22 protein-coding genes are annotated in these 25,799 nt (G+C 34.6%); all 22 read left to right on the plus strand.

Features of this window, described 5'->3' with window-relative positions; all coding sequences use genetic code 11:
- Positions 1 to 25: 25 nt before the first annotated feature.
- The 22 genes from HMJ38_RS07985 to HMJ38_RS08090 all read left to right on the plus strand — a co-directional run bounded on the left by HMJ38_RS07985 (position 26) and on the right by HMJ38_RS08090 (position 25,584).
- Entirely contained in the window at positions 26 to 1,135 is a 1,110-nt protein-coding gene (locus HMJ38_RS07985) for a Wzz/FepE/Etk N-terminal domain-containing protein (protein WP_194973846.1), read from the plus strand.
- Between the two features lie 234 nt (positions 1,136 to 1,369).
- Positions 1,370 to 2,686 (plus strand): UDP-glucose dehydrogenase family protein, encoded by a 1,317-nt coding sequence (locus HMJ38_RS07990; protein ID WP_194973847.1) that lies wholly within the window; start codon positions 1,370 to 1,372, stop codon positions 2,684 to 2,686.
- Between the two features lie 173 nt (positions 2,687 to 2,859).
- A complete protein-coding gene (locus tag HMJ38_RS07995; RefSeq protein ID WP_317174505.1) occupies positions 2,860 to 4,170 on the plus strand; it encodes a nucleotide sugar dehydrogenase in 1,311 nt (436 codons plus the stop codon).
- 231 nt (positions 4,171 to 4,401) lie between these two features.
- Positions 4,402 to 5,742 (plus strand): lipopolysaccharide biosynthesis protein, encoded by a 1,341-nt coding sequence (locus tag HMJ38_RS08000; protein WP_194973848.1) that lies wholly within the window; start codon positions 4,402 to 4,404, stop codon positions 5,740 to 5,742.
- A 6-nt stretch (positions 5,743 to 5,748) separates the two neighbouring features.
- A complete protein-coding gene (locus HMJ38_RS08005) occupies positions 5,749 to 7,068 on the plus strand; it encodes a hypothetical protein (protein WP_194973849.1) in 1,320 nt (439 codons plus the stop codon).
- A gap of 524 nt (positions 7,069 to 7,592) precedes the next feature.
- Positions 7,593 to 8,642, plus strand: coding sequence for a glycosyltransferase (locus HMJ38_RS08010; RefSeq protein ID WP_194973850.1), 1,050 nt, complete (start codon positions 7,593 to 7,595; stop codon positions 8,640 to 8,642).
- 18 nt (positions 8,643 to 8,660) lie between these two features.
- Positions 8,661 to 9,776: a glycosyltransferase family 4 protein gene (locus HMJ38_RS08015; RefSeq protein ID WP_194973851.1), complete on the plus strand. Its 1,116-nt coding sequence runs from the start codon at positions 8,661 to 8,663 to the stop codon at positions 9,774 to 9,776.
- A 17-nt stretch (positions 9,777 to 9,793) separates the two neighbouring features.
- Positions 9,794 to 10,834: a polysaccharide biosynthesis protein gene (locus tag HMJ38_RS08020; RefSeq protein ID WP_194973852.1), complete on the plus strand. Its 1,041-nt coding sequence runs from the start codon at positions 9,794 to 9,796 to the stop codon at positions 10,832 to 10,834.
- A 7-nt stretch (positions 10,835 to 10,841) separates the two neighbouring features.
- The gene (locus HMJ38_RS08025) at positions 10,842 to 11,963 is read left to right on the plus strand and encodes a polysaccharide biosynthesis C-terminal domain-containing protein (protein WP_194973894.1); all 1,122 of its coding nucleotides are present in this window, start codon (positions 10,842 to 10,844) and stop codon (positions 11,961 to 11,963) included.
- Positions 11,964 to 12,002: 39 nt separating this feature from the next.
- Positions 12,003 to 13,136 carry a non-hydrolyzing UDP-N-acetylglucosamine 2-epimerase gene (gene wecB / locus HMJ38_RS08030; RefSeq protein WP_194973853.1) on the plus strand — a complete coding sequence of 378 codons (1,134 nt, stop codon included), beginning with the start codon at positions 12,003 to 12,005 and terminating at the stop codon, positions 13,134 to 13,136.
- Positions 13,133 to 14,341, plus strand: a complete 1,209-nt coding sequence (locus tag HMJ38_RS08035) for a glycosyltransferase family 4 protein (protein WP_317174507.1) — start codon at positions 13,133 to 13,135, stop codon at positions 14,339 to 14,341. The genes wecB (HMJ38_RS08030) and HMJ38_RS08035 overlap by 4 nt, the downstream gene beginning before the upstream one ends.
- Complete coding sequence (locus HMJ38_RS08040) at positions 14,338 to 15,252, plus strand: NAD-dependent epimerase/dehydratase family protein (RefSeq protein ID WP_194973855.1); 915 nt, start codon at positions 14,338 to 14,340, stop codon at positions 15,250 to 15,252. The genes HMJ38_RS08035 and HMJ38_RS08040 overlap by 4 nt, the downstream gene beginning before the upstream one ends.
- Before the next feature lie 86 nt (positions 15,253 to 15,338).
- Positions 15,339 to 16,490 carry a UDP-N-acetylglucosamine 4,6-dehydratase gene (locus tag HMJ38_RS08045; RefSeq protein WP_228779949.1) on the plus strand — a complete coding sequence of 384 codons (1,152 nt, stop codon included), beginning with the start codon at positions 15,339 to 15,341 and terminating at the stop codon, positions 16,488 to 16,490.
- Positions 16,491 to 16,494: 4 nt separating this feature from the next.
- Positions 16,495 to 17,151 carry a sugar transferase gene (locus HMJ38_RS08050; RefSeq protein WP_228779950.1) on the plus strand — a complete coding sequence of 219 codons (657 nt, stop codon included), beginning with the start codon at positions 16,495 to 16,497 and terminating at the stop codon, positions 17,149 to 17,151.
- 76 nt (positions 17,152 to 17,227) lie between these two features.
- On the plus strand, positions 17,228 to 17,677 hold the full coding sequence (locus HMJ38_RS08055; RefSeq protein WP_194973857.1) for a cupin domain-containing protein: 450 nt from the start codon (positions 17,228 to 17,230) through the stop codon (positions 17,675 to 17,677).
- A 207-nt stretch (positions 17,678 to 17,884) separates the two neighbouring features.
- The gene (locus HMJ38_RS08060) at positions 17,885 to 19,360 is read left to right on the plus strand and encodes a capsule assembly Wzi family protein (protein WP_228779951.1); all 1,476 of its coding nucleotides are present in this window, start codon (positions 17,885 to 17,887) and stop codon (positions 19,358 to 19,360) included.
- 3 nt (positions 19,361 to 19,363) lie between these two features.
- Positions 19,364 to 20,458, plus strand: a complete 1,095-nt coding sequence (wecB, locus tag HMJ38_RS08065) for a non-hydrolyzing UDP-N-acetylglucosamine 2-epimerase (RefSeq protein WP_194973859.1) — start codon at positions 19,364 to 19,366, stop codon at positions 20,456 to 20,458.
- A 190-nt stretch (positions 20,459 to 20,648) separates the two neighbouring features.
- Complete coding sequence (gene rfbA, locus HMJ38_RS08070) at positions 20,649 to 21,527, plus strand: glucose-1-phosphate thymidylyltransferase RfbA (protein ID WP_194973860.1); 879 nt, start codon at positions 20,649 to 20,651, stop codon at positions 21,525 to 21,527.
- A 370-nt stretch (positions 21,528 to 21,897) separates the two neighbouring features.
- A complete protein-coding gene (locus tag HMJ38_RS08075) occupies positions 21,898 to 23,052 on the plus strand; it encodes a glycosyltransferase family 4 protein (RefSeq protein ID WP_194973861.1) in 1,155 nt (384 codons plus the stop codon).
- 151 nt (positions 23,053 to 23,203) lie between these two features.
- Positions 23,204 to 24,334 carry an aminotransferase class I/II-fold pyridoxal phosphate-dependent enzyme gene (locus tag HMJ38_RS08080; RefSeq protein WP_194973862.1) on the plus strand — a complete coding sequence of 377 codons (1,131 nt, stop codon included), beginning with the start codon at positions 23,204 to 23,206 and terminating at the stop codon, positions 24,332 to 24,334.
- Between the two features lie 8 nt (positions 24,335 to 24,342).
- A complete protein-coding gene (locus tag HMJ38_RS08085; RefSeq protein WP_194973863.1) occupies positions 24,343 to 24,957 on the plus strand; it encodes a sugar transferase in 615 nt (204 codons plus the stop codon).
- A gap of 24 nt (positions 24,958 to 24,981) precedes the next feature.
- Positions 24,982 to 25,584 (plus strand): acetyltransferase, encoded by a 603-nt coding sequence (locus HMJ38_RS08090; protein ID WP_228779952.1) that lies wholly within the window; start codon positions 24,982 to 24,984, stop codon positions 25,582 to 25,584.
- The last annotated feature ends 215 nt before the right edge of the window (positions 25,585 to 25,799 follow it).

The following is a 25,799-nucleotide window of genomic DNA, read 5'->3' on the forward strand; positions in this document are numbered from 1 at the left end:
AATTAATTTTATTTAAAGAGGTTTTATGGAATCAATCAATAAGCAGACAACCCATGACAACGATGAAATAGATTTGTTGGAATTGGCAAAAACTGTTTGGGATAAAAAAAGGCTCTTAGTTTCAATTGTTGCTGTATCTGCTATCCTCGGTATTTTTGTTGCATTAGTCATGCAAAATGAATATACCGCTGGATCTACTTTTGTTCCCCAGACGTCAGAACAAGGAAAGGTTGGCGGGAATTTGGGGGGGCTTGCTTCATTGGCAGGGATTAATTTGGGTGGATTGGCAGGTGGAAGTGAAATTCCTCCAAGTTTATACCCTAAAATAGTTTCTTCTGTAAGCTTTAGGAAAGACTTATTGAATGCGACATTTAATATCCAAGGCAATAGCCAACCAATAACCTATCAATATTATTATGATAGCATTTATCGTCCGGGATTGATACCCTCAATTTCAAAATACACAGTTGGATTACCTGGATTATTGATAAAAGCTATCAAAGGGAATAAAGAAAATAGTACTTCTTCAAATGATTTTGGTTTGATCAATGTTTCAGAAACTGAATTTGAACATTTTAAAAGATTGGACAAACAGGTTTCCATTCAATTCAATGAAAAAGAAGGATTTGTTTCACTGTCTTTTTCCATGCCGGAACGCTTGATGTCGGCACAAATGGCTAAATTTGCAGAGGAACTGCTTCAAAAAGAAGTCATTGAATTCAAAATACAAAATGCAAGAGAGCAGTTGAAATTTACGGAAGAAAGGTTTGAAGAGAAAAAAGTCGAATTTGAAGAAATTCAAAAAAAATTAGCCAGCTTTAGGGATAGAAATCAGAATCTTTCTTCTGCCCTGGTTTTAAATCAGTTAGAAAAATTAGAGGCCGAGTATAATTTTGCTTTTAATATTTATACCGAATTGGCAAAGCAACTGGAACAGGCCAAACTTCAAGTCAGTAAAGACACTCCTATTTTTTCCATTATCCAGCCTGTAACCATTCCTATTGAAAAATCAGCACCAAAAAGACCACTTATAGTGATTGTCTTTGTGTTTTTGGGCTTGATATTGGCCTTAGGCTATATTTTTGGGAGAGAGTTCTTGATAGGGGTTAAGGAGCAGTGGGATACGAAAGGATAAGAAAGATTATTTAACCAAAAAGATTAACTTAAAATATTTTTTTATGAAATACAAAAAATAATATTCAAATTTCTTTTTTATGTATTTATAAATTATTTTATTTGCGATATCATTAATAGTTCATCCATTTAAATTTACCCAAAATAAATAATTCTATCTCAATAGATGTTTCTATTGGGTCCCGATCATTAGAAAAATCAAAATTTAATTTATTAATCATTAAACTTTTATAAAATGAAAATTACAGTAGTAGGTACAGGATACGTTGGTTTGGTATCAGGCGCATGTTTTTCTGAAGTTGGTATTGAAGTGGTGTGTGTTGACATCGATCAGAAGAAAATTGACAACCTCAAAAATGGCATTATGCCTATTTATGAGCCGGGCTTAGAAGAAATCGTCAAAAGAAATTTCGCAAGTGGCAGGCTTCAGTTTTCCACTAACTTGGGCGAAGCTATCCAAGGCTCCCAAGTAGCATTTATCGCAGTAGGCACACCTCCCGGAGAGGATGGTTCTGCGGATTTGAAATATGTTTTGGCCGTTGCAGATGAAATCGGTAGAACGATGACAGATTATATTGTAGTGGCTACCAAAAGTACTGTGCCGGTTACCACGGGTGAGAAAGTAAAAGCTGCGATCCAATCAGCCTTGGATGAAAGGGCTTCTGATTTACCATTCGCAGTTGCTTCCAATCCTGAATTTTTGAAGGAAGGCGCAGCAGTGGAGGATTTTATGAAACCTGATCGAATAGTCATCGGAATTGATGATGAGAGGGCTGAAGAAATCATGAAGCGTTTATATAAACCATTTCAATTGAATGGGGATAGAATCATCTATATGGACATCCCATCAGCTGAGATGACAAAATATACAGCCAATGCCATGTTGGCCACCAAAATTTCATTTATGAATGATATCGCCAATCTATGTGAATTGGTAGGTGCTGATGCCAATATGGTAAGAAAGGGTATTGGTGCTGATCCTAGAATTGGCAACAAGTTTATTTATCCCGGAGTCGGTTATGGAGGATCATGTTTTCCAAAAGATGTCAAGGCTATTATCAAGACCGGTAAAAAATATGGCTATGACCTGAGGGTATTACAGGCTGTAGAAGATGTCAATGATGATCAGAAACATGTTCTTGTACAGAAAATCAAAAAACATTTTGGAGATGATTTAAGTGGTAAAACTTTTGCCATGTGGGGATTGAGTTTTAAACCCAATACGGATGATATGCGAGAGTCACCGGCTATTGTCATTATCGATGAATTGATAGAGGCGGGCGCTAAAGTAAAAGCCTATGATCCCATTGCGATGAAAGAAGCGCAACACATATATGTAGGCGATAAAATTACTTATGCTAAGGATGCTTATGATGCCTGTGTAGATACTGATGCCTTATTGCTAGTGACTGAATGGTCAGAATTCAGAATTCCAAGTTGGTCAGCTATAGGTAAATTATTGCATGATAAAGTGGTTTTTGATGGTAGAAATATTTATGACAAAAAGTATCTTTCCGAAATGGGATTCACACATTATGGAATAGGTGTATAAGAGGTTAGGTGTCTATAGTTTTCAAATTAGGTTAATTTCTAAAAACATTCAAAAAAATGCTTGAATGTAAAAGAGATGGCAACATCGGACTTCGGACATCCGAATTCCTACAGTTTATCTAATAAAACTTCCATCCTGCAGAAAAGCGTATAACCAAATTAAATATTTTTAAAATGTTGAAATCATTATCAGAATCAAAAATAGCTATAGTTGGCCTAGGATATGTGGGACTTCCTTTGGCAGTAGCCTTTGGGGAAAAATTTGCCACGGTAGGTTATGACATTGACCCCAAGAGAGTCGACCAACTTCAAAAAGGACACGATAGAACACTAGAAGTTGAAGATGAAGACCTTAAAAAAGTATTGGTGAATACAGTCATTGAACTGGAAGAAAAGAAAAAGGGACTTTTAGTATCCGATGCGATCATACCAATTTCATCCTGTAATATTTACATCGTTACGGTGCCAACACCAACTGATAAACACAACAAACCAGTTTTGACCCCCATGTTGAGGGCCTCCGAAATGATCGGAAGAATCCTTACAAAGGGTGATGTGGTCATTTATGAATCCACCGTGTACCCAGGGGTTACCGAAGAGGAATGTGTGCCGGTTTTGGAAAAAGTATCAGGTTTAAAATTCAATGAGGATTTCTATGTGGGATATTCACCTGAGCGGATCAATCCGGGAGATAAAGAACATACAGTTACCAAAATCCTAAAAGTTACTTCAGGAAGTACCCCTGAAGTGGCGGAATATGTTGATCAGTTGTATAAATCTGTCATCACAGCCGGAACCCACAAAGCTTCTTCCATCAAAGTAGCCGAAGCTGCAAAAGTGATAGAAAACTCCCAAAGAGATATCAATATCGCTTTTGTGAATGAATTGTCAAAGATATTCAATCTCTTGGGTATAGATACCCAAGAGGTCTTGGAAGCGGCTGGAACTAAATGGAATTTTCTTTCATTCAAGCCCGGATTAGTTGGAGGCCATTGTATTGGTGTAGATCCATTTTATCTTGCCCAAAAAGCCCAAGAAGTTGGGTATCATCCGGAAATCATTTTGGCAGGTAGAAGGTTAAATGATTCCATGGGCAAGCATGTCGCCACTGAGGTAATCAAACATATGATGCGTAAGGATTTGAAGGTAATTGATTCCAAGGTATTGATTTTGGGTTTTACCTTTAAAGAAGATTGCCCTGATGTAAGAAATACCCGAGTTATAGATATTTACAAAGAGTTGAAATCTTTTGATATAGAGGTAGATGTCTATGACCATTGGGCAGACCCTGCTGAGGTGATGCATGAGTATGGAATCGAAATTATCAATGGAAAAACCAAAGAAAATTTAGACCAATATTCTGCGATTATTTTGGCAGTTGCGCATAAGGAGTTTAGAGATTGGAATATAAGAAAATCAGAAAGCCAAGTTGTTTTTGATGTCAAAGGTTTAATAGACAAATCACTTGTAGATTCAAGGTTATAATAATTTTTAAAAAAACCATTTAATTGAAGAAATGATTGTTGAATCATATGGGACCAAAAGGCTTTGGGTCCCATATTTTTTTAGTACATTTTCTTAAATGTACCTTTTAAATTCCCACTTTATAATTTTATAGAGAAATTATCAAAAAAAATTATCTAAAAATTTATTTTATTTAACGATAAATAGAAAATTTAAATTTTTTTTTGATTATATCTTACCTATCTGAATTTAATGAACATTCCGTTTTTAAAAAATGCAAGTGTTAGAACTGAGAAGTTCATTAAAAATTCATTTTTGATACTATTGTTTCAGGGATTTAATATAATCTCGAATTTTTTATTAGTATCAATTACCTTAGACTTTTTAGGAGTTGAAGAATATGGAGTTTGGATTACATTGACTTCATTCGTTACATGGTTCAGCTTTTTGGATATAGGATTAGCTCATGGTTTAAGGAATAAGTACGCCGAAGCAAAAACAGAAAATGATTTTCTTAAAATAAAAAGTCTAGTTAGTACTGCTTTTTTTTCTCTTTTGTTAATTAGTACTATAGGGTTTTCAATAGTTTTCTTGATTGGGTATAACCTTAATTGGGCAATTTTATTAAACGGACCTGAACATCTCAAAGATGAGCTAAAAAATGTAGGTCTATTTATGGTCTTTACTTTTTTTTTAAGACTGGTTTTAAATATTGTTGCTGTTTTAAAGACGGCTGAGCAACAGCCTTCGGTAGCTACTTTTTTAACCACAAGTGGTAATTTACTATCTCTATTAGGTATTTTTTTAATAATTGAATTTTACAACCCGTCTTTTTTGCAACTAGGTGTCGTACTTTCAATTTCCCAAGTTTTACCAATTTTTTTAGCGTTTATATTTTATTTTTCTAGTTCCTATAAAATCATCTTTCCCAGAGTAGAATATTTCTCTAAATCTAATCTTAATTCAATTTTTTCAATTGGGTTTAAATTTTTTGTTATCCAACTGTTAAATCTGGTAATTCTTCAGTCAAATATTTTAATTATTGCACATGTATGTGGACCGGAATCAGTTGCCGATTATAGTATTGCATTCAAATATTTATGGTTATTGATGATTTTACACGGTGCAGTTATTACGCCTCTTTGGTCTGCATCTACAGAAGCTTATGCTAAAAAAGATAAGGTATGGTTAAAAAATATAATGTCAAGATTGAATACCGTTTTTTTAGGGTTAGTTTTAATTGGAATTTTATTGATTTTTGGATCTTCATTTTTTTACAAACTATGGTTGAAGGGAAATGTGGAAGTCGATTATTTATTGCTTTTTTTGATATTTCTGAATTTTACTTTTACAATGAGGTATTCTACATTTAGAATGTTTATGAATGGTGTTGGGAAAATTAGACTCCAACTTTTTGTGACAACCATTCAGGCTGTTTTACACATTCCATTAGCTATTGTAGCAGCAAATTATTTTGATGTGTATGGAGTAATTATAGTCTCAATAACTTGGACATTCCTTAATTCCATATGGGAACCTATACAATTTAAAAAGATAATCTCTGAAAGCGCAGAAGGTATTTGGTCGCTATAGGTTGTTATGATAGCATTAATTCTTGTATTCCTCTTATTATCTATTTCAATTATATTGATTAGATTTAAAGGGCTGTTAGGTTGGGGAATATTTTTTATGCTTTGTGGTTCGGTAACAGATTCAGCAGGGATTTTATATTTCATTGATTCGTTTTTCCCCTATTATAAAATTTTTATATGGCTTACTACTTTTATTTTAATGTTTTATTCTGTTTACTATATTACATCTAAGATTAGAAAGAAAGAAGTAATTTATTGGTATGTTTTACCTTTTTTATTCTCTTTATTTTTTATTATTGGCTCAAAATTTATAAATAATTATAGTTGGGCTGAAATAACAACAACACTGATAATGAGTGGAATCCCCTATTTTTTTATTTGGTATGCAGGGAGATATTATAAAGGACAAAATCAATTGATAGTTTTTTTGATTCTATTTCATAGTATTGTGGCTTTAATTGTAATAATTGGCAAATCAAATTTATCAGAAATTAATGGAGTAACATATGTTTATAGAGTGGATGAAAATTTTGAATTATACGATTTAGAAAAATTAATTAATTCAAAGTTATATTTTTTTAATTTCAATAAATATGAAGTTCAAAAATTTGGACAATTTCATAATAGTAATGCCTTAGGTTTTTTTTCTATAGTATCATTTTGTGTTGCACTAGCCGGATTTTTTAAAATAGGAGATTTTGCTAACGTTAAAAGTCAAAAAATTATAGCATTAGTCATTTTGATCATTTCAATAATCTTATGGTTTAACTCTTTAACAAGGGGGCCTGTAGTTTTTTTACTTTTGGTTTTCGCATACATATATTCAAGGCCGTGGAAGATTAGAAAAAATAAAACTCCAATTTTATTTTTTCTACTTTTAAGCCTCTTTGTTTTTGTAAGTATTGAAATTGATGTTTTGAGTTTTATAATTCCAGACAAAGATAATGTGTCGGTAACTTCCAGATTTGTAGGGTATATTAACGGATTCAATGCAATCTCAAACAATCCGTTATGGGGTCAGAATTTTGAAGGTTCTCCACCACACATTTTTCCATTGAAAATCGCTTCGTACTATGGACTTCCCGCAGGATTATTAATTTTCATTCCAATAATTCATCTAACAAATAGTACAACCCGGATTTTTTTTAAAGATATATCTGAGAAAAGGATCAATGAATCAACATTTACAATGATGTTGCTAGCAGCTTTGCTAGGAGTCTATTTTACAAATGGCATTGTGAGCAATGTCTTATTTGGCATAACAATGGCCGAAATCTTAATTAGAATAAGCATAGTTAAGGTGGGAAAATATGGAAATTCTGACTAAAAATTAATATCATTAAGCATTGTTAATTCATGTATCCTTGTAAAGGATAAATTAGTATTCTAAAAATTGACCTTCGATATTTATGCAAACCAGACCAACAAAAAAAATATATTTGTTATTTTCAATACTTTAAATTTATCCGTAGCAAAACAAAACGATTCTATTTATTTAGGCAAATCTATTGGCTTTAAAGTTGAAAGATAATATATTTCAACCCTATTAATACTTTAATTCTTAATATATTTCGATGTATTTGATTGAGGCAATTGATGCTTATTTAGGGCAAGAAAAAAAAGATTTTTTTGAAATTAGATCATATATTAAAGCAAATTAGGTTGATTTTTTTTTGTAGATGCGAAATAAAAAACGGTTGTTTAGATGGTCCTTATTAAGTTAAATATGATTTTGTTTATTTCTAAACCAATAAAACTAAGTTGAAAATCATTTATATAGGGGAATTTGATTTTGAGGAGAATCTAACTGCATCCACAGTTCGGATAATTAACAATTGTAAATCAATCCGTTTGGATAAAAACCTTGACATTAAGATTTTGGGGTATTCCAATACTCCCCATTTAAGTTTAGAGGGATTTGACATAATTAATGTAAAAAGAGGAAAACGATTATTTGAGAAATTTTTTCTTTTTCTTTTTCGTGGAATAGCATTCAGTTGGCTATTTCAAAAAAAACAATTGAATCCAGAAGTATTAGTATATTACGGATCTTCTTTAAGGATACTTGTTCCTTTATGGATTTATAGTAGAGCTAAGGGAATAAAATTGGTTGTAGACATAGTAGAATGGTATGATTATTCCCATCTCCCATTCGGCAAATATGGGCCGATGGCCTGGGATGTCCATGTTTCTATGACTTTTATGATTCCTAAATGCGATGGAGTTATTGCCATCAGTACTCTTCTTGAAAAATATTATCAAAATAAAGGACTGCCTACGGTAAGAGTTCCTATTCTTTTTGATAAAGATATAGCCTCACAAAATCAACTTTCAGAGATCAAATTGAATCCCAATTTCCTTAATTTAGTTTACGCTGGATTTCCTGGAAAAAAAGACTTGATTTTTAATGTGATAGATGCTATTCGCTTAATCAATTCCGACAAAAAAAAAATAGAATTTCATATTCTTGGTATGAATGGCAAAGAATTAGAAATGACTTATGGGAAGTATCCTGGAAATAGTGTCAAAACTTATGGAAAACAACCAAGATCATTTGTGAATAATTTTCTTAGGTCTGCAGATTTTTCAGTACTTTTCAGGCCTTCCAAACGCTATGCTATGGCTGGGTTTCCTACAAAATTTGTTGAAAGCCTAAGCATGGGATTACCCGTCTTGGCAAATATATCAAGTGATTTAGGCATGTACCTCGAAGAGGGTTTTAATGGTTTAATTGCAAAAGACCATCAAGTGGATTCAATTATTTTAACCCTCAAGAGGGCATTGGAATTAGACCGAGAAAGTTATGAGAAAATGAAAGTAAATGCACGAGCCTCAGCTGAAATTCATTTTAACTATAGAAATTTTACAAAGAAATTTTCAGATTTTTTCTTAGAGATTTAGCCGATTTCAGGATTTTAAATGAAACAAGATATTAAACAAAGGAGAGTTTTGATTATGTCACCATTGCCCCCCCCAGTTGGCGGCATTGCTTCTTGGTCCTCTCATGTTTTGACTTATTTGAAAGAATCCGGATATCAGGAGAAGTATCACTTGGATACAGCTATTAAGTTTCGGGATATCACAGATATTGGTAATTTGGCTAGGATTACCTCAGGAGTTTTAGATGCAGGTCGTATAGTTGGTTTGGCGTTTAGCAAAATCTGGAAAATACGACCATACTCCGTCCATTTAACGACTTCTGGATCTTTTGGGCTTGTAAGAGATATTCTAGTGTCTTTGATCTGCAAGATTTCTAAATCTAAATTGATTGTTCATTTTAGATTTGGCCGCATCCCTGAATTGTCACAACTTAGAAATTGGGAGTGGTATATGTTGGTTTTATTAACTAAAATTTCAAACGAAGTCATAGTATTGGATAGAAAATCATTTAATGCTCTCACAGATATTAAACAAAAATCGAATGTTCATCAAATTCCGAATCCATGTTCTTCAGATTTGGAAGAAATCTCAAAGATCAAATCCAATCCTAATAGAAATAAAGACTTTGTTTTTATAGGCCATATTATCAAAGAAAAAGGTGTATTTGAGCTTGTTGAAGCCTTTTCTAATTTTCATAATCCTCCCAATCTCAAACTAATTGGACCTGTGGAACCTGCGATAAAGGAAAAACTTTTAGTAATTACAAAAAAAAATAATCAAACAAATTGGTTGTCATTTGAGGGAGTTTTAGGAAAATTTGAAATCTTTGCAATCCTGAAAACCAGTATGGCTTTGATTCTCCCATCCTATTCAGAAGGATTTCCAAATGTAGTACTTGAAGCCATGGCTTGTGGGTGTCCTGTTTTAGCAACAGATGTGGGGGCAATTTCTGAGATGTTGGATTTCCCTGGAGACTTTGCTTCAGGTATCTGTTTTAAACCAAGGGATGTAAAAGAAATTCAGGAAGCTGTTCAAAAAGCTATTGAAGGCGAAGTTGATCTTAATCATATGTCAAAAATGGGCAAAAGAAAGGTATTGGAAGCTTATACCATGGAATCAATAATTGTTGAATATGAAAAAATCTGGCATAAATAATTAAATTTAAATCTACAATGTTAAAAAATAAAAAACTACTTATCACCGGTGGTACCGGTTCTTTTGGAAATGCCGTACTCAATAGGTTCGTCCATTTGGATACTTTTAGCGAGATCAGAATTTTCAGCAGAGATGAAAAAAAACAAGATGACCTTAGAAAAAAAATCAATAATAAAAAGGTTAAATTTTACATCGGAGATGCTAGGGATTTAGCTAGCGTTGAAAATGCGGTGAAAGGAGTTGATTATATATTTCATGCAGCTGCTTTGAAACAAGTTCCTTCCTGCGAATTTTTCCCCCTTGAGGCAGTTAAAACCAATATCTTAGGCACTGACAATGTCCTCTCAGCGGCCGAGAAATTTGAAGTAAATAGGGTGGTGGTATTAAGTACAGACAAAGCCGCCTATCCCATCAATGCAATGGGAATGTCCAAAGCGATGATGGAAAAAGTTATGGTAGCAAAATCACGAAATCTTGATGATTCGAAATCTATATTTTGCGGGACAAGGTATGGGAATGTGATGGCATCAAGAGGTTCCGTTATTCCTTTATTTATTGATCAGATAAAATCAGGAAATCCTTTAACTATCACAGATCCCAATATGACAAGGTTTATGATGACTTTGGAGGATGCTGTTGACCTGGTATGGTTTGCCTTTGAAAATAGTCAACAAGGGGATTTGTTTGTTCAAAAAGCTCCGGCTGCTACTATTGAGGTTTTGGCCAAAGCGCTTTTAGAGCTGTATGATGCGTCCAATGAGATTAAGGTCATAGGAACCCGTCATGGTGAAAAGTTGTATGAAACTTTGGTCAATAGGGAAGATATGGTTAAAGCAATAGATATGGGTGATTATTATAGAATTCCTGCTGATACAAGAGACCTTAATTATGCCCAATTTTTTTCAGAAGGAGAACCAAATGTTTCCAACTTTGAAGAATATCACTCCCATAATACAGGAAGGTTGGATATTGAGGGAATGAAAAAATTGCTTTTCAAACTCCCTATCATAAGAAAAGAGATCTTGGGAGAAACAAATGTCGAACAATATCCGGATTGATATCAATATGGCTAAAAAAATTGGAATTACCGGACAAAATGGTTTTGTCGGAACCCACCTTTTTAATACGCTGGGTTTGTTTCCCGATGAATTTGAGAGAATTGAGTTTAATAGAGATTGGTTTTCAGATGAAGAACTTCTTGATTCATTTGTACAAAAGTGCGACGTCATTGTTCATTTGGCAGCCCTAAACAGGCACAATGATCCTGAGGTAATTTTTTCCACTAACATTAATCTTGTTGAACTACTAATAAGCTCTTTTGAAAGGACAGGAACTAAGCCCCATGTTTTGATTTCATCTTCAACCCAAGAGGAAAAGGATAATCCATATGGAAAATCAAAAAAAGCTGGAAGGAAACTATTTGCTGATTGGGCAAAAAAGAATAATGCTGTTTTTTCTGGATTGATTATACCCAATGTTTTTGGACCATTTGGTAATCCATTCTATAATTCAGTTGTGGCGACTTTCGCCCATCAGATAAGTAGAGGGGAAATTCCTAAAATAGAAGTAGATGGAGATTTGAAATTGATTTATGTAGGCGAGTTGGTAAATACTCTCCTTGAGTTTATCAGAACAAGAAAAGATGGTCCCTCAATCCTCGTGGAACATACTGCAAAGGCGAAAGTTTCCGAACTCCTGTTTATGCTCCAAAAGTTCAAATCAGAATATCAAGAATCTGGTATAATTCCGCAAATTTCAAGCGTTTTTGAACATAACCTGTTCAATACCTATAGGTGCTATATGGATGTTGAAAATTATTTCCCCCGAAAATTTACCCAACATAAAGATCCGAGGGGTGCATTTGTTGAAGTTATCCGATTGGGAATAGGAGGGCAAGTTTCTTTCTCCACTACTGTACCAGGGATTACGAGGGGAAATCATTTTCATACCAGAAAAATTGAGCGTTTCGCAGTTATCAAAGGTAAGGCCCTCATTCAACTTAGGAAAATAGGGACAGACAAGGTTTTTGATTATTATTTGGATGGAAATGAGCCTGCTTATGTCGATATGCCAATATGGTTCACTCATAATATCAAAAACATTGGAGAAGAAGAACTGTATACTATTTTCTGGATAAATGAGCATTATGACCCATCTGATCATGATACCTATTTTGAAACTGTCTGAATTTTCTGAATCTAAAATTAAAAAACTGGCAAAACTTATATGAAGAGGTTAAAAGTAATGACCGTAGTCGGAACCAGACCAGAAATCATTCGATTGTCAAGGGTATTGACTGCCTTGGATGAATCTGAAGCTATTGATCATATTTTGGTTCATACCGGTCAGAATTATGATTATGAATTGAACCAAATATTTTTCGAAGATCTTCAAATCAGAAAGCCGGATTATTTTTTGGATGCAGCGGGGTCTACAGCCATAGAAACAGTGGGACAAATTTTAATAAAAATTGACCCTTTGTTGGAACTATTAAAACCCGATGCCTTTTTGGTTTTGGGAGATACCAACAGTTGTCTTTGTGCCATTCCAGCCAAAAAGAGGCATATACCCATTTTCCATATGGAAGCAGGAAACAGGTGTTTTGATCAAAGAGTACCTGAGGAGACCAACAGGAAAATAGTTGATCATATTTCTGACATCAATCTTACTTATAGTGATATAGCAAGAGAATATCTATTACGTGAAGGCCTTTCTGCTGACAGGATTATCAAAACAGGTTCTCCAATGTACGAGGTTTTGAATTATCATTTGGAAAGAATTATTGATTCCGATGTTGTATCAAGGTTAGGTTTGGATACAGGGAAATTCTTCGTGGTATCTTCTCATCGGGAAGAAAACATAAACAGTGAAAAGAACTTTAAAGGATTGATTGAAAGTCTTAATTTCTTGGCTGAAAAATATCAATATCCTATAATTGTCAGCACCCATCCAAGGACAAGAAAAATGATTGAATCAAAAGGAATTGAAATTCATCCCTTAATTCAACTATTAAAACCGCTTGGATTTATTGATTATAATGCTTTGCAGATGAACTCATTTGCGGTACTTTCTGACAGTGGGACTATTTCTGAAGAATCTTCAATTCTGAACTTTCGGGCATTGAATATTAGAGATGCCCACGAAAGGCCCGAAGCAATGGAAGAGGCATCTGTAATGATGGTAGGGATGAATACTGAAAGGATTATCCAAGGTATCATTCAACTTGAAAAACAGGAAATTGGTGAAAATAGAAATTTTAGAAAGGTTGCTGATTATAGTATGCCAAATGTATCTGCCAAAATGGTCAGAATAATAATTTCTTATGTTGATTATGTAAAAAGGGTAGTTTGGAGCGAGTGAAAAAAAGAGTTTTAATCCATTCATTAATTTTCCCACCTGATCAAGTTAGTACAAGCTACCTTTATGGTGACATTGCACAAAAAATAATTAACAGCGGTTATGAGGTGGTGGTATTGACTACCTATCCCCATTACAATTTTAATAAAAATTTCAAAAAAGATTCAAAATGGGGATTTTTTTGGAGAAAAACCGATTTTTTTGGAGCAACAGTTTATCACTTTCCCCAAAAAAAATCTAATTCCAGTGTTGTAAGAGGAGGCTATTTATTGCTTTTTCATTTGGCTTTTTTTGTAAAAGTAATGGCGATGAAAAAATTCCATTTTATACTAACTCCTTCTCCGCCTATCACCTCAGGTTTATTGAGTGGGATAGTAGCGAAATTAAGAGGCGCAAAGGCAATATATAATGTACAGGAGGTTTACCCTGATGTTTTAATCAAACAAGGGTCGATCAAAAATAAATCGATTATAAAATTCCTCCAGCTTATTGAAAAATATACTTATCTATTTTCAGATAAAGTGGTTACAATTGATGAATTATTTTCAAGAAAAATCGAAGGAAGACTTCCGAATGAAAAACTACTATGTATACCTAACTTTATTGACACGGAGTTGTATAAGCCATATATGGGAGATTTTTCTGAAGAATTGATTTTTGATAATAAATTCATTATTGGCTATGTAGGGAATTTAGGAAAAGTCCAGGATTGGGACTTGATTTTAAGAGTTGTTGAAATTCTAAAGAATGATTTTGATAAACATTTTTTGATTATAGGGGGAGGAAGTGAATATGAAAAATTAAAGGCTAAAGAAGCTATTTTTCCTAATCTTACAGTATGGTCTTACCAATCGAGAGAAAAAATCCCACAAATTAATTTTAGAATAGACTTGCATGTAATTGCGATGACAAAGGCTTCAGATTATGATGGTTTACCATCAAAAGTTTTTGCAATTCTTTCAACAGGAAGACCCATATTAGCATCCACCAATGTTGATTCCCCCCTTTCAGGAATACTTAAAAGGAGTAAAAATGGAGTCGTTGTACCTTTAGGAGATGCTGAAGGGATGTCAGAAAAAATACAAAAAATATCAAACGGTTATTTATTAAATGGCACCAATGAATTGGGGAGGGAATTTGTTATTAATGAATTTAGCAAAGAAGTGGTTACTTCAAGATATGTAAACTTAATTAAAGAATTGAAGTGAAAATTCTAATTTCTGGTGGTACAGGATTTGTTGGGAAAAATTTAGTTAGTTTTCTTTCCTTATATGGCTATGATTTAATTTTTGTTGGTAGAGAAAATGGTGAAAACCAAGTTTCTTGGCGGGATTTGGAAAATAAAGAATTTAATGTTGATGTATTTATTCATCTAGCAGGAAAAGCACATGACCTTAAAAATGTTTCTAATTCTCAGGAATATTATAATGTTAATACAGTTCTGACTCAAAAGTTTTTTGATGCCTATTTGAGGTCTAAAGCCTACCTTTTCATTATGTTGAGTTCAGTAAAAGCTGTAGCAGATGAAGTCAAAGGGATTCTAACTGAGGATCAAATACCCGACCCGAAGACTCATTACGGAAAAAGTAAATTAGAGGCTGAAAATTATTTATTAAAAAATACTCAAAATCAAAACGGAAGAGTCATCATCCTCAGGCCATGTATGATTCATGGCCCACACAATAAGGGGAATTTAAATGCATTGAATATTTTAGTAAAAAAACACATTCCATGGCCTTTAGGGGCATTTGAAAATAAAAGGTCATTTTTATCTATAGATAATCTTTTGTTTGTGATCCACGAACTGATTGAAAATGAGAAGGTGCCTTCTGGAATTTATAACATTTCTGATGATGAGGCTGTTTCCACAAACGATCTTATTAAAATAATTGCAGATGCAAACGGTAACTCTCCTGAAATATGGAATCTTCATCCAAAAATAATTCATTTTTTTGCATGGATAGGAGATGTTTTCGGACTCGGTTTCAACTCTGAAAAAATTCAGAAACTCACCGAAAATTATGTGGTTTCAAATTTTAAATTGAAATTGGCTCTAGGCAAATCGCTTCCTGTAGATGCTCGGTCAGGCTTGGTCAAAACAATAAAGTCTTTTAAATGAAAAATTTTAAATACTAAAATCAAACTAAATCATAATTTATGGATTTAAATAAATTTATTCTAAGATATTTAAAAAGGAGAAATAGTATGTTTTCAGAAGATATACTGAAAAATAAAAATGTTCTTTCGGAAAATATTAAAAATAAAAATTTTTTAGTTATCGGGGGTGCCGGGACTATTGGTTCATCATTTATTAAAGCTGCATTGCAGTTCAAACCAAAAAAATTGGTGGTTATTGATACCAATGAAAATGGCTTAACAGAGTTGGTAAGGGATTTAAGAAGTATTGATGGGCAGTACATTCCTGAAGAGTTTTATACTTATCCACTTTCTTTTGATAGTCCCGCATTTAAGAAATTGTTTATTGCCCATGGCCCATTTGATATTGTTGCCAATTTTGCAGCACACAAACATGTAAGAAGTGAAAAGGATATTTTTTCAATTGAGGCATTATTGGAAAATAATCTTGTAAAAGCAAAAGGGTTATTGGACCTTTTAGTGGAGTATCCGCCAAAACATTTTTTTTGTGTATCTACTGACAAGGCAGCGAATCCGGTGAATATCATGGGGGCCAGCAAAAAAATGATGGAAGAACTCATTATGTCCTATGGAGATAAATTCAAGGTTTCTACCGCAAGATTTGCCAATGTGGCATTTTCAAATGGGTCTTTATTGGAAGGTTTTTTAAAGAGAATTGAAAAAAACCAACCGCTTTCTTGTCCTAGTGATGTCAAAAGATTTTTTGTAGCACCCCAAGAATCCGGGGAAATTTGTTTATTGGCCTGCATTCTTGGGAAAAATAGGGAAATCTTCTTTCCAAAACTCGATATGGAAAAAGACTTGGTGAATTTTGCTGATATTTTCCCGGTTTTGTTGAATGAATTGGGTTTTGAACCCGTTATTTTTGATTCAGATCAAAAAGCAAGGGAGAGTATAAATCTCATAGATCAAAAAAAATATCCTGTGTATGTATTCAAAACAGAAACTTCAGGTGAAAAACTATACGAAGAATTTTATACGGATTCTGAAATATTTGATTTGGATAAATTCAATGCTCTTGGTGTAATATCCAAAAAAACAACTTATTCCTCCAGTCAATTTTCTCCAATATTTGAAGAGCTTTATAATTTGTTGGAAAAAAAGAACCTAGAGAAATCAGATATTGTAACATGGCTCAAAAAATATATTCCCGAATTTGAGCATATTGAAACTGGAATAAGCTTGGATAAAAAAATGTAAGGGCATGATAAAACGAATATTTGATATAATTTCTTCTGGAGTATTGATTTTGCTCATTTCCCCCTTACTTATACCATTAATGGTTTTATTAAGACTTACTGGAGAAGGGAAAATTTTTTACGTGCAACAAAGAATTGGAAAAAACGGTAAGCACTTCGGTTTATTGAAGTTTGCTACTATGTTGGAAAATAGTCCAAACTTGCCAGGTGGTGATGTGACTATGGGAAGAGATCCCAGGGTTTTACCAGTTGGAAGGGTGTTAAGGAAAACTAAAATAAATGAATTGCCTCAATTACTGAATATTTTCAAGGGAGACATCAGTGTAATAGGCCCCAGGCCATTAACCCCGAAAACTTTTGCTTTTTATTCAAAGCACATCCAAGACAAAATTAAAGATTTGAAACCTGGATTAACTGGAATTGGTTCAATCGTTTTCAGAGATGAAGAAAGTATTTTGGCCAATTCTCCTAAACCACATCTCCAATGCTATGAAGAAGATATTGCACCTTACAAAGGCGAATTGGAAGTTTGGTACAAAAAACATCAAAGTTTTGGATTGGATATGTTGTTAATATTTTTAACTATTTGGGTTATATTTTTCCCGAATTCAAAAGTTTATGAGCAATTATTCAAAGATTTGCCCAAGCGGAAGTTAGGATAAAATATTGTAATTTCCCCCAGTTAAACACTTGGAGTAACTTTAAATTAATTGTTGAGTATTTATCTGAATAAAGTATTTGGTTAAAAAGATGGATATAAAACCTAAAGTTATAAACACTGAAAGTTTTCAAAATGAGACTGGTACTCTCATAGCATTCAATGAATTTTCTTTGCTACCAATCAAAAGGTTATATTCAATAGAAAACACCAATCCTGAAGTTGTAAGAGCTTGGCAAGGGCATAAAATCGAAAATAAATGGTTTTATGTTATAGAAGGTGCATTTGTGATTGCATGGGTTGGTATAGATGATTTCGAAAATCCTTCTACTGATCTATCTTCAGAATTTAAAATTATAGAAGCATCTGAAAATGTTGTATTGCATATACCAAGAGGTTTTGCCAATGGATTAAAAGCGATTAAACCAAATTCGAGAGTTTTGGTTTTTTCAGATCTATCCTTGATTGAAGCAGAGAATGATAATTTCAAATATATCAGCAGGAACTGGTTGGATTGGGATAAACTTTGAAATCAAATGAGAAAATTTTCACTTTTGTTTCTTATGTTGATTTTTTGCATTCAATTGCCGTCTTCATCACAGTCACTGCCAGCTAGTTTCCCAATATTCGAAGAATATCTAAGAAGAAAACAACTAATAGATTTGGATAGCTCAAACAATGCTTCTTTTTTATATAGACCGCTCCAATTTGATCGTTTAAATACTCATACTAACGGAATGGTGAGCAAAAATTCATTTGGAGACTTGTCACTTTCATTTCTTCCGATATTAGGCACATCCCGATTCAATACAAACAGGCCATACGGTTGGGGGGATTATGGAATGATTCCCAATGTAGGTCTTCAGCAATATTTGAGTGGGGGAGTATATGCAGAATGGAAGTTTTTGTCTTTGCAATTCCAACCGGAAATTGTCATAGCAGAAAATCAATTATATTTTGGATTTAGACCTGGATTTTCTGATTCAGAAACAAGGGCAAGATTTATATATTGGAACCAAGGAGATTATCCTGAAAGATTTGGAGATTCCGTTTACAGCAGTGTTTGGTGGGGACAGTCAAAATTAACCGGAAAATTTGGCGCATTTGAAACGGGATTATCTACACAGAACATTTGGTGGGGACCAGGCCAATGGAATGCACTTACTTTTTCAAATAATGCACAAGGATTTGCGCATTTCACATTTAATACCATAAAGCCGGCCAAAACTTTTTTGGGAAACTTTGAGGGCCAATTATTAAGCGGGAGAATTGATGAATCAGGTTTTGCCCCGACGCAGGTTCCGGATTTGAATAGTCGGTTTTTCAGAGATTTTAGTGGAGATTGGAAATATGTAAACGCTTTGACGATTTCCTACAATCCCAAATGGATTCCAAATATTTTTCTTGGTTTTGCGAGAACTTTCCAAGTTTACAGAGAAAAAATGGGCAATTCATTCAGGGATTATTTTCCCGTATTTACAGGGGTTACCAAGGAACAATTTTTTGAAGATGGTAATTCGGTTGCATTCGATAGTGATGGGTCAGATCAGCAAATCAGTGTTTTTTTGAGATGGGTTGTGCCAAAAAGTCATCTTGAATTTTATGGTGAGTTCGGAAGAAGAGACCATGCCTTAAATTGGAGAGAGTTTATTTTGAATCCCGAACACGCAAGGGCATATTTAATGGGATTTAAGAAACTCATCCCCATGCAAGGTGAAAATAAGTTTTTTCAAGTTAGGGGTGAAATTACCCATCAACAAGAATCCATTAACAGATATATCAGGTATCCTGGATTAACTGGAGGAATTACATGGCATACTCATTTTCCAACGAGAGGATTTGCCAATTTAGGGCAGCCTTTAGGAGTAGGAATTGGAATTGGATCAAATGTTCAATCCCTTGAAATGGCCATGGTTCAGAATTTCAATAAATTTGGTTTTCTCTTTGAAAGATTGGAAAACCATCAGGATTTCTACTATAGAGCTCAAATGCAAAATACTGAGCACAGGCCTTGGATTGATTTAAGTTTGGGTTTTCTATTTGACCATCGATGGAATAATTTCTTGTTAAGTTCAAAAGTTCAATTTATCAATAGCAGAAATTATCAGTGGCAGTTGCATGATTTCAGTATAGAAGATTTCACAAGAGGTAAAAATTTGACATCATTTTATTCCCAAATTAGCCTCATATATTTAATCAGTCAAAAACAATAGATTTTGATTAACCTTACCATTGTCGCAGGCGCCCGCCCAAACTTTATGAAAATTGCTCCTATTCTGAAAGCCATTCAAAACAAGAAAGAGAATGGGACTGCAATATACTTCAGACTGGTTCATACTGGTCAGCACTATGACAAGAAAATGTCGGGTGATTTTTTTGAGCAATTGAATATTCCTGAACCTGATATTAACCTAGAAGCTGGGGGAGGAAGTCAGGCCGAACAAACAGCAGCCATCATGGTGGCTTTTGAAAAAGAATTGATAGCCAACAGGCCTGATTTAGTTATTGTGGTGGGAGATGTAACTTCGACATTGGCCTGTTCTATTGCAGCCAAGAAATTGGTCATAGATGTGGCACATGTGGAAGGGGGTATCCGTTCCGGAGATATGAGTATGCCGGAAGAAGTGAATAGGATTGTAACAGATAGTATCACAAACCATTTTTTTACTACCTCGGAAGTCGCCAACCAACACCTAAAGTTTATAGGAGTGGCCGAGAATAGAATTCATTTCGTAGGGAATACCATGATTGACACGCTGCTTTCCAATCAAGATAGATTTATAAGTCCAATAGGAGAGATGTTCGATGATCTTGAACCAAAGAATTATTTTGTAATCACAATGCACAGGCCTGCAAATGTAGATGGGGAGCAACAGCTTAAAGCCTTGATAGATGCCATCATGATAGGGACTGGTAATTTTCCCGTGATATTTCCGGTTCATCCCAGAACTGCTAAAAATCTGGAAAAGATTGGTGTCAAGCATCCAAGATTGAGAATAGTGGAACCCTTGTCCTACCTGGAATTCAACTACTTGGTAAATAACGCAATGGGGGTTATCACCGACTCCGGTGGAATTACTGAGGAGGCTTCCGTGATGAATGTTCCTTGTATTACCATGAGAAATAATACCGAGCGCCCCGAAACAGTTACCCTTGGTACAAATGAATTGATCGGAACCGATCCTGCAAATCTAAAAGCGCCATTGGAAAAACTGCTTAATGGTGATTGGAAATCTTACAAGGGAATACCCTTATGGGATGGAAAAGCAGCTGAAAGAATTGTGGATAAAATAATTGAAATTTACAGTTGATTTTTGGATTCAATTCTAAAAATTTACTTTATAAAATATTGTTATGTCAGCAAATATTAAATTTCATATCGATTTTAGGAATAATACGCTACGTCAAACAAATTTCAAGTAATTTCCAAATATCCATCAATATCTATTTGACCAGAATTTGAGGAATAAATAATTTAAACGCATCATATAAATTAAACCCATGAAAGGAATCATCCTAGCCGGCGGCTCCGGAACTAGACTTTATCCCATCACCAAAGGTACCTCAAAACAGCTTTTGGCGATTTATGATAAACCCATGATATATTATCCATTGTCCGTATTGATGTTGGCAGGGATTCGGGAGATTTTGATCATCAGTACCCCACATGATCTACCAAATTTTGAAAAGCTTTTTGGGGATGGGTCTGATTTGGGTTTGCAGATTTCCTATGCGGAACAACCAAGCCCTGATGGATTGGCCCAAGCCTTTATTATTGGAGAGGAATTTATTGGGGGTGATTCGGTTTGTCTTGTCTTGGGAGATAATATTTTCTATGGTCACGGATTTACCAAACTACTGCAAAAGTCTGTTGACTCGGTGGAAAGTGATGGAAATGCCAGTGTTTTTGGATATTACGTTCAGGATCCCCAAAGGTATGGGGTAGTGGAATTTGATGATTCAGGAACGGTCAAAAGTATTGAGGAAAAGCCAAATGATCCCAAAAGCAATTATGCGGTAATTGGATTGTATTTTTACCCTAATTCGGTTGTGGATATTGCAAAAAAAATCAAACCCAGCAAAAGAGGCGAACTTGAAATCACAACAGTCAATCAAGAATATCTAAATCTAGGTAGACTAAAAGTAGAACTGATGGGAAGGGGATATGCATGGTTGGATACAGGTACACATGAGTCCATGTTGGAGGCTTCCAATTTTATCCAAACCATTGAAAAAAGACAAGGGCTAAAGGTCGCTTGCTTGGAAGAAATAGCTTATGACATGGGATATATCAATAGTGATCAACTTTTGGAATTGGCTAATCAGCTTCGAAAAAATGATTATGGGGAGTATTTATTGAAGAAAATCAAATCAAGGTAAGGGGAAATTCAGGAAAATCTATGATATCAGTATCCAGACAGGACAGAAGACCGAAGTACCGGATATTTCAGGCTCCTGTAATGAATTATATCGAATTACCATTTACCTTGTATAATTGGGCACACCCATGTAATAGAAAGAGGCTAACATCAGTCATCCGTCATCGGTCATCCAACAAATAATTCTTAATGGTAGAAAGGTGATTGACCAGAAATTTTCCAAAAAAACGAAATATATAGTTCATTTTTCAATGAATTTCGTAATACACAAAATGAACTTCAGATTATTATAAATTAATAACATCACTTTAATTCATGAAATTTTGATAAAAGAATAGCTTATCGCTAACTTTGTCACAAAATTAATTTTTATGGTCATTTTTCTTGCAGTAAGCACCGCTTTCCTCATAGGTTTTCTCCTTACACCTATCGTCATACTTGTCTTAAAAAAAATGGAGTTGATGGATTCACCTGGTGGAAGAAAAATCCATAGTGGTTACATTCCTTCCATGGGAGGGATCGCTTTTGTGATTGCTACATTTATTGCTGTTCTTTCTTGGTTGGATGCCCAATATATCATGGAGATCAGGTTTCTGTTGGCAGCATTTGGTTTGATGTTTTTTGTTGGTCTCCGGGATGATATGGTCAATATGAGTGCCATTCAAAAACTTGCCGGTCAATTTATCTCAGCTTATTTGGTGGTCGTGATGGCAGATATCCGTTTTACCAGTCTCTATGGTTTCATGGGGATTTATGACCTTCCCCTTTGGATTAGCTATGGCTTATCTTTCTTCACCATTCTTGTTTTGACCAACTCCTTTAATTTGATCGATGGACTGGATGGCTTGGCAGGCTCAATCAGCTTGGTGACATTCTTGTTTTTGGGATGGTGGTTCTTTGAAGCGGAATTGATGAGTTATGCCATTTTTTCGCTTATCCTTGTGGGAGCTGTTTTATCATTTTTGGTTTACAATTGGCATCCCGCCAAAATCTTTATGGGAGACACCGGTTCCCTGAGTTTAGGATTTGCACTATCTGTACTTACTGTTTTATTTATAGATAAAAACGGGACAATGGCTTCTTTTGAAGGGTGGAAATTCAATGCGCCCATTGCTTCAGGAGTGGCTTTACTGATCATTCCCATTTATGATACTTCCAGGATTTTTATCAAAAGAACTTTAAAAGGCAAGTCTCCCATGGCTCCGGATAAAAGCCATGTTCATCATTTTCTGTTAAGAATGGGATTGAGACATGATCAGGTTACACTTTCGTTGGTGTTTATTAAATGTGCATTTATAGGATTGATTTTTCTAGGGTCAAGTTTGAGTGACTATATCTTGTTGCCAATAGTAGTATTGGGTGCAATTACACTTGGCCTGAGATTAGATACCATGACCTTGAAAAGGGTGAAAAAAATTAATAAAAATGAGCCACCTATACTGTCCAAAAGAGGTAAGAAAAAATCAGGTTCCAAGCCGGATATTCAGGGAAGTGTTTTGGAAAAGGTAAACATCAGTGACAATTAAACGGTTCCTTACAATAATGGAAGATTTTTAACTCCGGAAATCCCCGGAGTTTTTTTATGTTTTTATTTCTTCAATCTTTTCTTATAAAGTGCATCACATTTTTTTTCTTTAAACTTTAGCATAGTTTTGTTTGGAAGTCAAAGCAATTAAAATGGCAAAATTTATACCTCTTTCAACTCCTGTTTTCGATGGGGAAGAAAAAGAAAATATCCTGAATGCAATCAACGCAGGGAAATTGGCAACAAGTGGGGAGTTTATAGAGGGCTTTGAAGAAGCCATTCAACAACGTCATCAAGGAATTCATGCGGCTGTTATGAATTCCGGTACATCTGCTATTCATTTAGCCTTAAAATTATTGGGTGTGGGAAAGGGGGATGAGGTCCTTTGCCAATCCCTGACATTTTGTGCGACGGCGAATCCTATCGCTTATTTAGGAGCTTCCCCGGTTTTTGTGGACAGTGAAACAGAAACTTGGAATATTTGTCCTGAAACTTTGTCAAATGCCATAAATGATAGAATTTCTAGAGGGAAAAAACCTAAAGCAATTATTGCGGTAGATCTCTTTGGTATGCCAGCCAAATATGATGTGTTAAACCAAATTTCGAAAACTTATACTATCCCCTTGATCGAAGACTCCGCTGAGGCCATGGGCTCCTCCTTAAAAGGCAAACTATGTGGCACATTTGGAGAATTCGGAATTTTTTCATTCAATGGAAACAAGATAATCACAACCGGTGGTGGCGGTGCATTACTCTCCTCAAATCAAGAAAGGATTGAAAAGGCAAAATATTTGTCCGTTCAGGCACGTGAAAATTATAAATACTATGTCCACAAAGAAGTTGGATTTAACTATCGCATGAACAACATGTCTGCGGCTATTGGTTTGGCACAAATCGGGAAGTTGGATTATAAAATTGAAAGAAGAAGGACAGTTTATCAAAATTACGTTGACCTTCTAAAAAATATCGATGGGATTACCTTTTTGGACGAACCAAATGGTTTTTATTCAAATAGGTGGTTATCGGCAATCCTGATTGACAAAATCAAGACGGGGTTTTCAAATGAAGAATTAAGGCTAGCCCTGCTTGACCAAAACATTGAATCCAGGTACCTATGGAAACCGCTCCATACTCAGCCTTCATTCAAAGAAAGCTTATTTTACAGTAATGGCGTGTCGGAGGATCTATTTGATAAAGGGCTGTGCTTACCAAGCAGCGAAGACCTGATAATTTCGGATCAGGAAAGGATTGTAAAAGTAATTATCGGTTTACGGAACAAATAAAAGCTACCATGTATATTCCGTTTGGCAAAAGGTTGATGGATTTGATTTTAGCTTTGGTCTTAATAGTCTTGACCAGTCCGTTTTTTATGATTGTGGCTTTGGTTTTATTTTTCTCCAATAATGGAAAACCCTTTTTCTATCAGTTTAGGCCAGGATTGAATGGGGAGATTTTCAAGTTAATTAAATTCAAAACCATGAACGATGTTTTTGATGACCAAGGCAATTTGTTGGAGGATGAGAAAAGGTTGACAAATTTTGGTAAAATAATACGAAAAGCATCCTTAGATGAAATTCCTCAATTATGGAATGTTCTAATTGGAGAAATGAGTTTAGTAGGTCCCAGGCCCTTGTTGGAGGAATATTTGGCTCTATATTCCTACAAGCAAGCAAGAAGGCACGAAGTAAGACCTGGAATTACGGGTTGGGCGCAGGTGAATGGCAGAAATGACGTAGATTGGAAAAAAAGATTTGAAATGGATGTTTGGTATGTTGACAATATTTCTTTTAAGTTGGATTTGAAAATCATGTTGTTGACTGTTCAAAAGATATTCCAGCGGGAAGGAGTCAATTTTCAGGGCCACGTAACCATGCCGAAGTTTAAAGGCAACGAATCCGAAATCTGAGGTTATCTATTATAAATTCATCTTATGAAAAAAAAAGATCTGCATATTATAGGCGCATCTGGACATGCCAAAGCTGTTATTGACTTGTTGGAAGACAAATCAATGATTGCTGCTGTATATGATGATAATCCCAAAATCGGAGAAATCCTGGGAATAAGGGTGCAAAGTCCAGGAAGTAAAATTATTAACGCAATTGGCAAAGTACACATTGCCATAGGAGATAATAAGATCAGAAGGAAAATTGTAGAATCATTAACTTCCGAAACAAAATATCAAACCATAGTCCATCAGTCAGCCCTTGTTTCAACTTTAGCAAAAATGGGTGATGGGACTGTTGTCATGGAAGGTGCCATCATCAAGGTGGATTCTGAGATCGGTAATCATGTAATTATAAACACCGGGGCTTCCATAGACCATGATTGCCGAATTGATGATTTTGTTCATATTGGTCCAGGATCGACGCTTTGTGGCAATATCAAAGTGGGAGAGGGGACGCTTGTTGGAGCTGGAACGGTAGTCGTTCCGGGAGTTTCTATAGGCAGTTGGTGTGTGATTGGAGCAGGTAGTGTCGTTCATCAAGATGTACCTGACGGAGCTAAATGGATAGGCAATCGTTTATATATTTAACTTCTATTTTTTTCTTGAATTAATTCAAAAGACAAAATTTATGTAAACGAAATTTTGAAAGATTTACTTTTATTTGTAATATAAATAATCAAAAATGTTACTTAAAAAATTTGCTTAAATTAGTTGTAATATTTATTAGTTTTTCTGAGAATCGATTCTATATTTGGTGAATTATCACCCGTTAAATATCATTATTTTACTCCATTGATCTTATT

Origin of the sequence: Aquiflexum lacus, from assembly GCF_015476655.1 — a bacterium.
GTDB lineage: Bacteria > Bacteroidota > Bacteroidia > Cytophagales > Cyclobacteriaceae > Aquiflexum > Aquiflexum lacus.

Coding starts and splice junctions, on each gene's coding strand:
- HMJ38_RS08020 (WP_194973852.1), top strand. CDS start 9,794: ATGTTAAAAAATAAAAAACTACTTATCACCGGTGGTACCGGTTCTTTT.
- HMJ38_RS08080 (WP_194973862.1), top strand. CDS start 23,204: ATGGCAAAATTTATACCTCTTTCAACTCCTGTTTTCGATGGGGAAGAA.
- HMJ38_RS08075 (WP_194973861.1), top strand. CDS start 21,898: ATGGTCATTTTTCTTGCAGTAAGCACCGCTTTCCTCATAGGTTTTCTC.
- HMJ38_RS08000 (WP_194973848.1), top strand. CDS start 4,402: ATGAACATTCCGTTTTTAAAAAATGCAAGTGTTAGAACTGAGAAGTTC.
- HMJ38_RS08060 (WP_228779951.1), top strand. CDS start 17,885: ATGGTGAGCAAAAATTCATTTGGAGACTTGTCACTTTCATTTCTTCCG.
- rfbA (WP_194973860.1), top strand. CDS start 20,649: ATGAAAGGAATCATCCTAGCCGGCGGCTCCGGAACTAGACTTTATCCC.
- HMJ38_RS08090 (WP_228779952.1), top strand. CDS start 24,982: ATGAAAAAAAAAGATCTGCATATTATAGGCGCATCTGGACATGCCAAA.
- HMJ38_RS07995 (WP_317174505.1), top strand. CDS start 2,860: ATGTTGAAATCATTATCAGAATCAAAAATAGCTATAGTTGGCCTAGGA.
- HMJ38_RS08085 (WP_194973863.1), top strand. CDS start 24,343: ATGTATATTCCGTTTGGCAAAAGGTTGATGGATTTGATTTTAGCTTTG.
- wecB (WP_194973853.1), top strand. CDS start 12,003: ATGAAGAGGTTAAAAGTAATGACCGTAGTCGGAACCAGACCAGAAATC.
- HMJ38_RS08005 (WP_194973849.1), top strand. CDS start 5,749: ATGATAGCATTAATTCTTGTATTCCTCTTATTATCTATTTCAATTATA.
- HMJ38_RS08025 (WP_194973894.1), top strand. CDS start 10,842: ATGGCTAAAAAAATTGGAATTACCGGACAAAATGGTTTTGTCGGAACC.
- HMJ38_RS07985 (WP_194973846.1), top strand. CDS start 26: ATGGAATCAATCAATAAGCAGACAACCCATGACAACGATGAAATAGAT.
- HMJ38_RS08050 (WP_228779950.1), top strand. CDS start 16,495: ATGATAAAACGAATATTTGATATAATTTCTTCTGGAGTATTGATTTTG.
- HMJ38_RS08015 (WP_194973851.1), top strand. CDS start 8,661: ATGAAACAAGATATTAAACAAAGGAGAGTTTTGATTATGTCACCATTG.
- HMJ38_RS07990 (WP_194973847.1), top strand. CDS start 1,370: ATGAAAATTACAGTAGTAGGTACAGGATACGTTGGTTTGGTATCAGGC.
- HMJ38_RS08045 (WP_228779949.1), top strand. CDS start 15,339: ATGTTTTCAGAAGATATACTGAAAAATAAAAATGTTCTTTCGGAAAAT.